General features: G+C 69.4%; 5 protein-coding genes, 1 tRNA gene and 1 rRNA gene. 1 reads left to right on the top strand and 6 read right to left on the bottom strand.

Features of this window, described 5'->3' with window-relative positions:
• Positions 1 to 259 precede the first annotated feature (259 nt).
• The 3 genes from ACZ4SF_RS29590 to ACZ4SF_RS29580 form a co-directional block, all read right to left on the bottom strand.
• Positions 260 to 2,980 (bottom strand): DNA translocase FtsK, encoded by a 2,721-nt coding sequence (locus ACZ4SF_RS29590; RefSeq protein ID WP_468390144.1) that lies wholly within the window; start codon positions 2,978 to 2,980, stop codon positions 260 to 262.
• A 124-nt stretch (positions 2,981 to 3,104) separates the two neighbouring features.
• On the bottom strand, positions 3,105 to 3,785 hold the full coding sequence (locus tag ACZ4SF_RS29585) for a response regulator (protein ID WP_468390141.1): 681 nt from the start codon (positions 3,783 to 3,785) through the stop codon (positions 3,105 to 3,107).
• A 283-nt stretch (positions 3,786 to 4,068) separates the two neighbouring features.
• Complete coding sequence (locus tag ACZ4SF_RS29580; RefSeq protein WP_468390139.1) at positions 4,069 to 9,528, bottom strand: HAMP domain-containing protein; 5,460 nt, start codon at positions 9,526 to 9,528, stop codon at positions 4,069 to 4,071.
• 412 nt (positions 9,529 to 9,940) lie between these two features.
• On the opposite strand from ACZ4SF_RS29580, the gene ACZ4SF_RS29575 reads away from it, so the two are divergent.
• Positions 9,941 to 12,700, top strand: coding sequence for a SpoIIE family protein phosphatase (locus ACZ4SF_RS29575; RefSeq protein ID WP_468390136.1), 2,760 nt, complete (start codon positions 9,941 to 9,943; stop codon positions 12,698 to 12,700).
• Positions 12,701 to 12,746: 46 nt separating this feature from the next.
• Here ACZ4SF_RS29575 and ACZ4SF_RS29570 read toward each other — a convergent pair.
• From ACZ4SF_RS29570 to rrf, 3 genes are all read right to left on the bottom strand, one after another.
• Positions 12,747 to 12,819 (bottom strand) — tRNA-Thr (locus ACZ4SF_RS29570).
• An 84-nt stretch (positions 12,820 to 12,903) separates the two neighbouring features.
• Positions 12,904 to 13,566, bottom strand: a complete 663-nt coding sequence (locus ACZ4SF_RS29565) for a DegT/DnrJ/EryC1/StrS family aminotransferase (protein WP_468390540.1) — start codon at positions 13,564 to 13,566, stop codon at positions 12,904 to 12,906.
• 114 nt (positions 13,567 to 13,680) lie between these two features.
• Positions 13,681 to 13,772: ribosomal RNA gene (gene rrf, locus ACZ4SF_RS29560) — 5S ribosomal RNA — on the bottom strand; the annotation flags it as partial.

Here is a 13,772-nt window from a genome sequence, read left to right as displayed (position 1 = left end):
TAGCCACCTGTGCTGGAAGCTCAGTCTAGGGGGGGTACGAAAGGGTGGGGCAACCGGACGGTGGGACTTTGTACGCCATCGGAATGGCCGGACACCCCGAGGGCTGGACAAGCAGGTACCCCAGTGTGGGACGTCTACCTGTCCTCTCGCTCAACTTGACGTGCGGCAAAGGGAAACGGTTGCTCGCCGGTCTCTAACGGGTGTATCACGGCGATGCCGCCGGCCGGCATGACCGGCATCCGCCGGACGGACCTCCGCCTCATCCCTCGGACTCCCCGCGGATCAGCGCGAGTACGCCGTCCAGCTCGTCGGGCTTCACGAGAACGTCACGCGCCTTGGAGCCCTCGCTCGGTCCGACGATGTTGCGGGACTCCATGAGGTCCATGAGCCGCCCGGCCTTGGCGAAGCCGACGCGCAGCTTGCGCTGGAGCATGGACGTCGACCCGAACTGGGTGGAGACGACCAGCTCGGCCGCCTGGCACAGCAGGTCGAGGTCGTCGCCGATGTCCTCGTCGATCTCCTTCTTCTGCTTGGTGCCGACCGTGACGTCGTCCCGGAAGACCGGCGCCATCTGGTCCTTGCAGTGCCGGACGACGGCCGCGATCTCCTCCTCGGTGACGAACGCGCCCTGCATACGGGTCGGCTTGTTGGCGCCCATCGGCAGAAACAGCCCGTCGCCCTTGCCGATCAGCTTCTCGGCACCGGGCTGGTCGAGGATGACCCGGGAGTCGGCCAGCGAGGAGGTGGCGAAGGCCAGCCGGGAGGGCACGTTGGCCTTGATGAGACCCGTGACCACGTCCACCGAGGGCCGCTGGGTGGCGAGCACCAGGTGGATGCCGGCAGCACGCGCGAGCTGCGTGATGCGCACGATGGCGTCCTCGACGTCGCGCGGGGCGACCATCATCAGGTCGGCCAGCTCGTCCACGATCACCAGCAGGTACGGGTACGGCTGCAGCTCCCGCTCGCTGCCCTCGGGCGCCGTGACCTTGCCCTCGCGCACCGCGCGATTGAAGTCGTCGATGTGCCGGTACCCGTAGGCGGCCAGGTCGTCGTACCTGAGGTCCATCTCGCGGACGACCCACTGCAGCGACTCGGCGGCCCGCTTGGGGTTGGTGATGATCGGCGTGATCAGGTGCGGGATGCCCTCGTAGGCGGTCAGCTCGACGCGCTTGGGGTCGACCAGGATCAGCCGGACGTCCTCCGGGGTCGCCCGCATCATGACCGAGGTGATGAGGCAGTTGATGCAGGACGACTTGCCGGACCCGGTGGCGCCGGCGACCAGCATGTGCGGCATCTTCGCCAGCGAGTGCATCACGTACCCGCCCTCGACGTCCTTGCCGAACGCGACCAGCATCGGGTCGTCGTCCTCCGCGGACTCCGCGAGACGCAGTACGTCGCCGAGGTTGACCATCTCCCGGTCGGTGTTCGGGATCTCGATGCCCACCGCGGACTTGCCGGGGATGGGGCTGATGATCCGCACGTCGGGACTGGCCACCGCGTACGCGATGTTCTTGGTGAGTGCGGTGATCCGCTCGACCTTCACGGCGGGCCCGAGCTCGACCTCGTAGCGGGTGACCGTCGGGCCGCGGGTGAAGCCGGTGACGGCCGCGTCGACCTTGAACTCGGTGAAGACCTGGGTGAGCGAGGCGACGACCGCGTCGTTGGCGGCGCTGCGCGCCTTGCCGGGACCACCGCGCCGGAGCAGGTCCAGGGAGGGCAGCGCATAGGTGATGTCGCCGGACAGCTGGAGTTGCTCCGCGCGCGCGGGCAGGTCGCGGGGCTCCTCGGGGGCCTTCTTGGTCAGGTCGGGTACGGCTCCGGTCCCGAGCTTCTCCTGCTGGGGTCGGGCGGCCGGCACCGGCGCCGCCGCGGGAGTGGGCACCGGGGTGGTGTCCTCGCGCTCGCCCGCGCTGACCCCCTGGGTGAGGTCGGCGACGAGCGGGGACGGCGGCATGCCGTGCAGGACGGCGCCGTCGAGCGCGGCGGCGGCCGCCGCCGCGACGTCCACGGCGTCCATCTGCCGCTGGAGATCCGGCTGGGGCACCGCGGAGCGCCTGGGGCGCCCGCGGCGCTGCGAGAGGGCCTCTTCCTCGGCGTTTTCGGGGTCGTAAGCCTGCGGGGCGCTCGAGCGCCTGCGCGGGCGCGCGGGCGGCGTCTCGCGCCACGGCTCGTCGTACTCCTCCGCCTCCCCGGCGAACTCGTCCTCGCGGTCGGACAGCACGCCCAGGTGCACGCCGAGCGTGCGCAGCCGCTGCGGGACGGCGTTGACGGGGGTGGCGGTCACCACGAGCAGACCGAAGACCGTCAGCAGCACCAGCAGGGGTACGGCGAGCATCTCGGTCATGGTGTACGTCAGCGGGGTGGCCGCCGCCCAGCCGATGAGGCCGCCTGCGTCCCTTATGGCCTGCATGCCCTCGCTGCGGGCCGGTGAGCCGCAGGCGATGTGGACCTGGCCGAGCACGCCGAGGACGAGCGCGGACAGGCCGATCACGATCCGCCCGTTGGCCTCCGGCTTCTCCGGGTGCCGGACGAACCGCACGCCGATCACCGCGAGCAGTATCGGCACCAGCAGGTCGAGCCGGCCGAAGGCGCCGGTGACGAGGATCTCCACCAGGTCGCCGACGGGGCCCTTCAGGTCGGCCCAGGTCCCGGCGGCGACGATCAGCGCCAAGCCGAACAGCAGGAGCGCGACGCCGTCCTTGCGGTGGGCCGGGTCCAGATTCTTCGCGCCCTGCCCTATGCCGCGGAAGACGGCGCCGACGGCGTGCGCGAGGCCGAGCCAGAGGGCGCGCACGAGCCGGTAGACGCCCCCGGTGGGACTGGGGGCCGGCTTCGGAACGGGCTTCTTCGCCACGGCCTTCTTTGTGGGTGCCCTCTTGGCCGGGACCTTCTTCGCTGCGGCCTTCTTCGCCGGAGCCTTCGCGGGAGCCGCAGCCTTCTTGGCGGGCTGCTTCTTCGCTGCGGAGGGACGTGAGGCCATGGGTGTGAGGTTACCGGGGGAGACGACGGCGGACACGTGTGCCCACAGCTTCACTCGTTCGTGTCGTGCTTGGCGAGGACCGAAACTGACGCACACTCATCGGCAACTGCGATCCCCGCGTACCTCAGTTCTGCGAGGGCACCGATGCGCCGGTGGCGCCCGTGCCCGGCTCCAGGGCGTCCAGTGCCCGGCGCAATCCGGTGAGTTTGCGCTCCAGATGGGCCGCCGTGGCCACCGCCGCCGCGTCCGCGGAGTCGTCGTCCAGCTGCTTGGACAGCGCCTCCGCCTGCTCCTCGACGGCCGCGAGCCGCGCGGACAGCTCGGCGAGCAGCCCGGCCGACTCCTTGCCTGCGACGCCGCCCTTGCCGCCGCCCTCCAACTGGAGCCGCAGCAGCGCAGCCTGCTCACGCAGCTGGCAGTTCTTCATGTACAGCTCGACGAAGACCGAGACCTTCGCGCGCAGCACCCACGGGTCGAACGGCTTGGAGATGTAGTCCACCGCGCCCGCCGCATAGCCCCGGAAGGTGTGGTGCGGGCCGTGGTTGATCGCCGTGAGGAAGATGATCGGGATGTCCCGCGTCCGCTCGCGCCGCTTGATGTGGGCGGCGGTCTCGAACCCGTCCATGCCCGGCATCTGGACGTCCAGCAGAATCACGGCGAAATCGTCCGTGAGCAGCGCTTTGAGCGCTTCCTCCCCGCTCGATGCCCGCACCAGCGTCTGATCGAGCGCAGAGAGGATGGCCTCCAGCGCCAGCAGATTCTCCGGCCGGTCATCGACCAGGAGGATCTTGGCCTTCTGCACCATGGCCCGCCCTCCTCGCCCCGGCGGTACACCGGGCGCCGCCCCAGGGGACGACTCCCTTTCGTCGCCCGTCCTTGTGCCGGTCATCGTAGCCGCACCCCGCCTGTCGCCACACCCTGTCACCGCGATGTCACTGTGCACGTACCGGAAACGCGACGGAACCCCGGAAAGTTCCCGGAATCCGGGATTCCTGCGCCTTGCCGACCCTCATCATGCAGCAACTCCCGGGGCACGTCCGAGGTTCCCCTGCCGTTCACGCCAGGTCCGGCCGAGCCGCCCGCCGGGGTCACCTCGCGGTCATCCACTGGCCCATCACCGCCAGCAGGTGATCGGGATCGACCGGCTTGGTGACGTAGTCGGAGGCACCCGACTCGATCGCCTTCTCCCGGTCGCCCTTCATCGCCTTCGCGGTGAGCGCGATGATCGGCAACCCCGCGAACTGCGGCATCCGACGGATCGCCGTGGTCGTCGCATACCCGTCCATCTCGGGCATCATGATGTCCATCAGCACCACCGCCACATCGTCATGCTGCTCCAGCACCTCGATGCCCTCACGGCCGTTCTCGGCGTACAGCACCGAAAGCCCGTGCTGCTCCAGGACGCTGGTCAGCGCGAAGACGTTACGGATGTCGTCGTCGACGATCAGCACCTTCTCGCCGCCGAACCGTACCGCACGGCTCTGTTGCTGTCCGCGCTCCTGCTCCGGGACCGCCGTCCACTGCTCAAGCCGCTCCACCTCTTCGGGCAGCGTCCGCCGGCGGCGCCGGAAGAGCGCGGCGGCGCCGTTCTGCGTCTCCCGGTACGACTTCACCTCGGCCGGCGTCTCGACCTCCACCGCGGACAGCTCCGAGGACAGGTGCGCCTCGGACGCCACCAGGTCGCCTGCCTCCAGTGCGGGCACGGCCTGCTGGTAGCCCTGCGGCGGCAGTTCGCTCGGGTACAGCGGCAGATACAGGGTGAAGGTCGAACCGCGGCCCGGTTCGCTCTGGGCGTGGATCTCACCGCCGAGCAGCTGCGCGATCTCCCGCGAGATCGACAGGCCGAGACCGGTGCCGCCGTACTTGCGGCTGGTGGTGCCGTCCGCCTGCTTGAACGCCTCGAAGATGACCCGCATCTTGCCGGCGGCGATGCCGATGCCGGTGTCGGTCACCGAAAAAGCGATCAGCTCGCCGTCCGGGTCGGCCAGTGAACCGGCCTCCAGCAGCTGCTCCCGGATGGACTTCGGCACATCCGTGCCGACCGGCCGGATCACCAGCTCCACCGACCCGGAGTCGGTGAACTTCACCGCGTTGGACAGCAGGTTCCGCAGCACCTGCAGCAGCCGCTGCTCGTCGGTGTGCAGGGTCGCCGGAAGCTCCGGGGAGACCCGTACGGACAGATCCAGGCCCTTCTCTGCGGTCAGCGGCCGGAAGGTGGCCTCCACGTAGTCCACGAGCTGTACGAGCGCGATACGCGTCGGCGAGACGTCCATCTTGCCCGCCTCGACCTTCGACAGGTCGAGGATGTCGTTGATCAGCTGCAGCAGGTCCGAGCCGGCCCCGTGGATCGTCTCGGCGAACTCGACCTGCTTCGGCGAGAGGTTGCCCTCGGCATTGTCGGCGAGCAGCTTGGCCAGGATCAGCAGCGAGTTCAGCGGCGTGCGCAGCTCGTGCGACATGTTCGCGAGGAACTCGCTCTTGTAGCGCATCGACACCGCGAGCTGCTCGGCGCGCTCCTCCAGGACCTGCCGGGCATCCTCGATCTCGGTGTTCTTCACCTCGATGTCCCTGTTCTGCCGGGCCAGCAGCTCGGCCTTCTCCTCCAGCTCGGCGTTGGAGGCCTGCAGCGCCTTCTGCCGGTTCTCCAACTCGGCCGAACGCTCGCGCAGTTGTTCGGTCAGCTCCTGCGACTGCTTCAGCAGCTCCTCGGTCTTGGTGTTGACCGAGATGGTGTTGACGCTGGTCGCGATCATCTCCGCGATCTGATTCAGGAAGTCCTTCTGGATCTGCGTGAACGGGGTGAAGGACGCCAGCTCGATCACGCCGAGCACCTTGCCCTCGAACAGCACCGGCAGCACGATCACCTGCGCCGGCGGAGCCTCCCCGAGCCCGGAGGAGATCTTCAGATAGCCGCTGGGCGCGTTCTCCACCAGGATCGTGCGCTTCTCCGCGGCTGCCGTGCCGACCAGCGCCTCACCGGGCCGGAACGACGTCGGCATGGAGCCCATCGAGTAGCCGTACGAGCCCTGCATCCGCAGCTCGTAGTCGTCGTCGCCGCTCCCGACGTCCTTGCCCTCCATGAGCGGCATCGCCAGGAAGAACGCCCCGTGCTGCGCGGACACCACCGGAGTCAGCTCGCTCATGATCAGCGAGGCCACGTCCTCCAGGTCCCGCCGGCCCTGCATGAGGGCCGAGATCCGGGCCAGGTTGCCCTTGAGCCAGTCCTGCTCCTTGTTCGCGATCGTGGTGTCGCGCAGGTTGGCGATCATCTTGTTGATGTAGTCCTGCAGCTCCTGGATCTCGCCGGACGCGTCCACGTCGATCTTCAGGTTCAGGTCGCCACGGGTCACCGCGGTCGCCACGCGCGCGATGGCACGCACCTGGCGGGTCAGGTTCCCGGCCATCTCGTTCACGGACTCGGTGAGGTCCCGCCAGGTGCCGTCGACGTCACGCACGCGTGCCTGACCGCCGAGCTGTCCCTCCGTACCCACCTCGCGGGCCACCCGTGTGACCTCCTCGGCGAAGCTGGACAGCTGGTCGACCATCGTGTTGATCGTCGTCTTCAGCTCGAGGATCTCACCGCGCGCATCGATGTCGATCTTCTTCGTCAGGTCACCCTTGGCGATGGCCGTCGTCACCATGGCGATGTTCCGCACCTGGCCGGTCAGGTTGGACGCCATCTGGTTCACGGACTCGGTGAGGTCCTTCCAGGTACCGGCCACCCCCGGCACATGCGCCTGACCGCCCAGGATGCCGTCCGTACCCACCTCACGGGCCACCTTGGTGACCTGGTCGGCGAACGAACTCAGCGTCTTCACCATCGTGTTGATGGTGTCGGCGAGCTGCGCGACCTCACCTCGCGCCTCGATGGTGACCTGACGCGTCAGGTCACCGTTGGCGACGGCCGCCGAGACCTGCGAGATGTTCCGCACCTGCATGGTCAGGTTGTTGGCCATCAGGTTGACGTTGTTGCTCAGGTCCTTCCAGATGCCGGTCACGCCCGGCACGTGCGCCTGACCGCCCAGGATGCCCTCGGTGCCCACCTCACGGGCCACCCGGGTCACCTGCTCCGCGAAGCTGGACAGCTGATCAACCATCGTGTTGACCGTCGTGACCAGCTCGAGGATCTCGCCCTTCGCGTCAACGGTGATCTTCTTCGACAGGTCGCCCTTGGCGACCGCCGTCGTGACCTCGGCGATGTTGCGCACCTGGATGGTCAGGTTGTTCGCCATGAAGTTCACGGACTGCGTGAGGTCCTTCCAGGTGCCGGAGACACCCTGCACCTCGGCCTGGCCGCCGAGCATGCCCTCCGTGCCCACCTCACGGGCCACCCGCGTGACCTCCTGCGCGAACGACGACAGCTGGTCGACCATCGTGTTCAGGGTGTTCTTCAGCTCCAGGATCTCCCCGCGCGCGTCCACGGTGATCTTCTGGGAGAGATCACCGCGGGCCACAGCGGTGGCGACCTGCGCGATGTTGCGCACCTGGGCCGTCAGGTTGCCGGCCATGCCGTTCACCGAGTCGGTCAGGTCACGCCACACACCGGCGACACCCGGCACCTGCGCCTGCCCGCCGAGGCGCCCCTCGGTACCCACATCGCGCGCCACCCGGGTCACCTGGTCGGCGAAGGCGGACAGCTGATCAACCATCGTGTTGATCGTGTTCTTCAGCTCGAGAATCTCGCCGCGCGCGTCGACGTCGATCTTCTGCGACAGGTCACCGCGCGCCACGGCCGTCGTCACCTGGGCGATCTGCCGCACCTGGGAGGTCAGGTTGCCGGCCATGAAGTTGACGGAGTCCGTCAGCTCCTTCCATGTACCGGAGACACCGTCCACCCGGGCCTGACCGCCCAGCCGGCCCTCCGTACCCACGTCCCGGGCCATCCGCGTGACCTGGTCGGCGAAGCTCGACAGCTGGTCCACCATCGTGTTCACGGTGTTCTTCAGCTGGAGCATCTCGCCGGACACGTCCACGGTGACCTTCTGCGACAGGTCGCCGTTGGCCACCGCCGTGGTCACCTGGGCGATGTTGCGGACCTGCCCGGTGAGGTTGCGGAACGCGGTGTTGACGGAGTCGGTCAAGTCCTTCCACGTACCGGCCGCGCCGGGCACCTGCGCCTGACCGCCCAGCTCACCCTCGACACCGATCTCCCGCGCGACCCGCGTCACCTCGGCACCGAACGCCGACAGCTGGTCCACCATGCCGTTGACGGTGTTCTTCAGCTCCAGCATCTCGCCGGCCACGTCCACGGTGACCTTCTGCGACAGATCACCGCTGGCCACCGCGGTCGTCACGGCGGCGATGTCCCGCACCTGGGTCGTCAGGTTCCGGAACACCGTGTTGACGGAGTCCGTCAGGTCCTTCCACGTACCGGCCGCACCCGGCACGTTCGCCTGCCCGCCGAGCCGGCCCTCCGCTCCCACCTCGTTGGCCACACGCGTGACCTCGTCGGCGAAGATCCGCAGCGTCTCCGTCATCTGGTTGATCGTCTCGGCGAGCTGCGCCACCTCGCCCCGCGCCGGAACGGTCACCTTCTGGGACAGATCACCGTTGGCCACAGCTGTCGTGACCTGAGAGATCCCGCGCACCTGGGCGGTCAGGTTGCCCGCCATCGTGTTGACGGAGTCGGTCAGCTCCTTCCACACACCGGCCACCTCGGGCACCTGCGCCCGGCCACCCAGGATGCCCTCGGTGCCCACCTCCCGGGCCACCCTGGTGACCTCGGAGGAGAAGGCCGACAGCTGGTCCACCATCGTGTTGACGGTGTTCTTCAGCTCCAGCATCTCGCCGGCGACATGCACGGTCACCTTGCGCGAGAGATCACCCTTGGCGACCGCCGTGGTCACCAGCGCGATGTCCCGCACCTGAGCGGTCAGCCGGTCCGCCATGGTGTTGACGGACTCGGTCAGGTCCTTCCACGAACCGGACATACCGCGCACCTGGGCCTGCCCGCCGAGCTTGCCCTCGGTGCCGACCTCGCTGGCCACGCGCGTGACCTCGTCCGTGAACGTCGACAGCTGGTCGACCAGGTTGTTGACGGTACGGCCGACCTTCAGGAACTCACCCCGCAGCGGATGCCCGGTGCCGCCGTCCGGCGCCTGCGTGCGCAGCTCCATCCGAGGCGACAGATCACCCTCGGCGACCGCCGTGAGCACCCGGCTGACCTCGGAGACGGGCCAGACGAGATCGTCCACGAGCGCGTTGGAGTTGTCGATCGCCGTCGCCCAGGAGCCCTCGCAGGCCCCCGTCTCCAGCCGTTCCGTGAGTTTTCCCTCACGCCCCACCATGCGCCGCACCCGCGACAGCTCACCGGTCAGATGCAGGTTCCGGTCGGCCACCTCGTTGAAGACGGCCGCGATCTCGGACATCACGCCGTCCCCGGACACCGTGAGCCGCTTGCGGAAGTTCCCGTCACGCATGGACACCAGCGCCACCAGCAGCCGGTTCAGAGCAGCCGTGTCCACCTCGGTGGTCCCGCCGCTCCTGCCCAGGGACGGTCCGCCTTTCGCGCGCGTCTTCGTGCCTCGCGTCGCCGCGCCAGACTCCACTGTGTCCCTCCCGGAGGGGTAGACCGTTACTGCTGTGCTCGGCCGCTTCGGCCCCGGCCTGCCGGTCCTCGGCATACCGGTTACTTCCGCGTACCGGTTACTTCTGCGTACTTCTGCCAGACGAGATCCGGCCGCACCAGGGGCTGCTGCCCGCCGTACACGGAACACACGCAGCCCGACCCGACCTTCATCAGAAGCCTGCCCAGTGTTTCACCCCGGCCGAACCAGGCCATAACAGTTCGGCAGCTTCGCACATCGTCCGCACACCGTGGGGGGTGAACACCGGCGACCGGCATCCGCTCGGACGGCGAAGGTAAGTAACCTTGCATCCGGCTGTCCAGCCGCACCGGTCCCGACCGGCCTGGGCGGTGGCACGAGAAAAGAGCGGGCATCGGAGGGGCGGCCGCAGACCATGACCACCGGACTGATCCCCGGGGGACAGCCCCCGGAGCCACAGCCGACGGGCGAGCTGATGCCGCAGCAGCGGCGCGAGCCGTCCGGCCCGGAAGCCCTGCACGACGACGACCGGCCGAGGAGTCCTGTGATCACCGCGCGCGCGGCTGCCCGTTTCGAGCCCGTCGGGCGATCGGTCGCGACCGCCCGGGCCTTCGTCCGCGACACCCTCCAGGGCTGGGGTTTCGCCGACATCGTCGACGACGCCGTGGTACTCACCAGCGAACTGGTGACCAACGCGGTCGTCCACGCGGGCACGCACGCGGACGTGCTGTGCCTGCGCACCGAGGACGGCGCGCGCATCGAGGTCTCCGACCGTTACCCGGAGCGCGAGGTCCCGCTCCAGAGCTCCCCCGCCACCATGGGCAACCCCGACCGCGAGGGCGGCCGCGGCCTCCAGCTGTGTGCGGCCCTGGCCACCCGCTGGGGCGTCGACTACACGCCCACCCACAAGAACGTCTGGTTCCAGCTCAACCTGCCCGAACGCCCGGTCGGCACCCGCACCGCCGGTCCGGCCCTGCCCGCCGACCTCCTCCCGCTGGCCGACGGCCGGGTCCGCGTCGCGGTCCTCCAGGTCGACCGCAAGGGCGCCGTCAGCGCCTGGAACGAGGACGCCGAGGAACTCTTCGGCTACCGGGCGGGCGACGTCATCGGCAAGCCCCTCACCGAGCTGGCCGCCTGGCCGCACACCCCGGGCACCGGCACCGGCATCGCCGAGGCCCTCCAGCTCTCCCGCTGGGAGGGCACCTACGGCATCCGCGGCGAGGACGGCCGTGTGGCCCGGGTGTACGCCTCCCACCTCAGGGTCCGCGACACCGGCGGCGAGCCGTCCACCGTCTGCCTCCTGGTCCGCGACCACGAGCGCGCCGTCCTGCAGACGCCGTCCCGCGTGCCCGCATCCGACCAGACGCAGTCCTCCGACGGGCAGAGCACCGACCCCTTCGAGGTGTTCATCGGCTCCCCCGCCCCGGACGACCTCGACGGCCTGCTGCAGCGCACGGTGGAACGTGCCCGGGACATGCTCGACGGCGACTCCGCGTTCCTGCTGCTCGCCACCGACGACGAGACGGAGCTGGAGGTCCGCGCCTCCACCGGCCTGCCCTCCGCCCGCCAGCGCTTCGCGCGCGTGCCCGTCGAGGCGGGCCCCGGCCGCTACGGCTCGGCCCGCATGCCCGCCGTCCACGACGATCTCGCCGCGGTGCCCGGTGCCGTACCGCTGCTCGCCGGTACCGGCATGCGCTCGGTCGTCACGGTCCCGCTGAAGGTCGAGGGCCGCCTGACCGGCTCCCTCGGCGTCGCGGCGGAGGCCCCCGGCCGCTACACCAACGAAGAGGCGCTGCGCCTGCAGTTCGCCGCCGACCGCATCGCCCTGGCCGTCGAGTCCGCCCGCCTCGGCGAGCTGGAACGGCTGCGCCGCGGCTCCCTGAGCTTCCTGGTCGAGGCCTCCGACCTGCTGGCCGGCACCCTGGACCGGGACCAGACCCTGGCCCTGATGGCCCAGATGACCGTCCCGACCCTGGCCACCTGGTGCGCGGTGTACACCATCGCGGACCAGGCCTCCGAGCCGTATCTGTCGTACGTCCTGCACGAGGACGAGGAACTCATCGACGGCATCAAGTCGTTGTTGTCGAAGGTCCCCCCGCCGGACCCGGTACCGACGCCCGGCGCACGCGTCTGGACGACCCCGGGCGAGGTCGCCCACGAGGCGGCCCTGCGCACCTCCATGCGCAGCCTCGGCCTGACCGGCGGGCCCACGCACCGGCTCGCCTCCGGCATCGGCCCGACGCTCGCGACGGCTTCCGCGGTCGGCGGCGAGACCGTCGTTCTGCCGCTCGTCGCTCGCAACCGCGTCATCGGCATGCTGACCCTGGGCAAGCCCACCGACGAGCACTTCCGCCAGGAGATCCTGGAACTCGCCGAGGACCTGAGCCGCCGCGCCGCCCTCGCCCTGGACAACGCCCGCCTGTACTCGGAACGTACGGCCATCAGCCAGTCTCTCCAGCGCAGCCTGCTCCCGCCGGGCCAGCCGCACATCCCAGGCGTCGAGGTCGAGGTCATCTACCGCGCGGCCGGCGAGGGCAACGAGGTCGGCGGCGACTTCTACGACGTCTTCCCCATCGGCAACGGCGCCTACGGCTTCGCCATCGGCGACGTCTGCGGTACGGGCCCGAACGCGGCGGCGGTCACCGGCCTGGCCCGGCATGCGCTGCGCCTGCTGGCCCGGGAGGGGTTGTCCGGCCCGGCCGTCCTGGAACGCCTGAACTCCGCGATCCTCGACGAGGGGGACCGCAGCCGCTTCCTGACCCTCCTCTACGGCGAGTTGCGAACGCAGGAGGACGGCAGCGCCGAGCTGAAGCTGGTCTGCGCCGGCCACCCGCTGCCGCTGCGCCTGCGCCAGGACGGCACGGTGGTGCCGTCGGCGGAACCGCAGCCCCTGCTGGGCGTCATGGAGGACCTGGAGCTGTACGAGGAGACGGTCATCCTCGACCCCGGTGACGTGCTGCTGTGCGTCACGGACGGCGTCACCGAACGCCGGGAGGGCACGCGCATGCTGGGCGACGACGGCCTCGCCGACGTCCTCACCACGTGCACGGGTCTGACGGCCGGCGCGGTGGCCGCACGCATCATGCGCGCGGTGGAGCGCTTCGCGTCGGATGCCCCGTCGGACGACATGGCGATTCTGGCGATGCGCGTCCCGGGCATCCACAAGGAGGCATGAGGAAGCACGAAAAGGCCCCACCCGAATGGGTGGGGCCTTTTTGCGGAGCCCCCAAACGGAATCGAACCGTTGACCTTCTCCTTACCATGGAGACGCTCTGCCGACTGAGCTATAGGGGCCTGTCGTTGTCGAGGTTTCCCTCGCGGCGACGAAGAAACTGTACCCCGAGCGGGCCCGAGTTCCCAAATTCGTTCGGTGCACGCTCAGAAGGCGGGCTGGAGCAGTCCCCCGAGGGCGTTGCAGGCAGAGACGATCCTCTGCATCTCACGCTTCGTCAGCGAGGCGTCCACGGGCAGGGCGAGCGTGTCGTCCGCGGCCAGCTCGGTCTGCGGCAGCGACACGCAGCGCCGGAATTCCGGCAGCCGGTGCACGGGCGTCTTCACCGGTACCCGGCACTCGACTCCCCTGGCACGCACGGCACGTGCGAAGGCGTCCCGGTCCGGCCGGCCGTTGCCCGGCACCCGGACGACGTACTGCTGATAGGTGTGCCCGTCACCGCCGTCCGGCGTCCGGACACCCTTCAGCTTGGCGTCGAGATACGCGGCACGCTCCCTGCGCTGCGCTATCTCGTCGTACGGCGCCTCGGACTCGCCCTGTTCCAGTACGAGCAGCGCGTGCCGCTGGCCGAGCGCGTGCAAGCGCCCGATGTCGGCGTGCCGTCCGAATCGGTGCACGACAACGACGGCCGCGGTGCGGGACGTTACGGCAACCTCGACCGCGTCGGGGTCGAGGCAGTAGGTCACCGGGTCTATGTCGGCGAACACCGGAAGCGCACCGGCCAGGGTCACGGCCTCGGCGATCTCGACGTTGCCGAAGGCCGGTACGACGACCTCGTCGCCGACTCCGACGCCGGCGGCCCTGAGCATTGCAGCAGTACCCATGTAGTGGATGCTGGGCGCGGAACGTGAACGACACGTTACGCACAACAGAAAAAGGTCGGACCCCGAACCGAAGTTCAGGATCCGACCTTTTGAAGAATTGTTCGGCGGCGTCCTACTCTCCCACAGGGTCCCCCCTGCAGTACCATCGGCGCTGTGAGGCTTAGCTTCCGGGTTCGGAATGTAACCGGGCG

The organism is Streptomyces sp. NPDC027663 (assembly GCF_055566415.1).
This window is presented reverse-complemented; position numbering and strand designations above follow the sequence as displayed.

Excerpts from the sequence above, each read along its gene's own strand:
- ACZ4SF_RS29590 (WP_468390144.1), bottom strand. The coding sequence starts at position 2,980 with ATGGCCTCACGTCCCTCCGCAGCGAAGAAGCAGCCCGCCAAGAAGGCT.
- ACZ4SF_RS29585 (WP_468390141.1), bottom strand. The coding sequence starts at position 3,785 with ATGGTGCAGAAGGCCAAGATCCTCCTGGTCGATGACCGGCCGGAGAAT.
- ACZ4SF_RS29575 (WP_468390136.1), top strand. The coding sequence starts at position 9,941 with ATGACCACCGGACTGATCCCCGGGGGACAGCCCCCGGAGCCACAGCCG.
- ACZ4SF_RS29565 (WP_468390540.1), bottom strand. The coding sequence starts at position 13,566 with ATGCTCAGGGCCGCCGGCGTCGGAGTCGGCGACGAGGTCGTCGTACCG.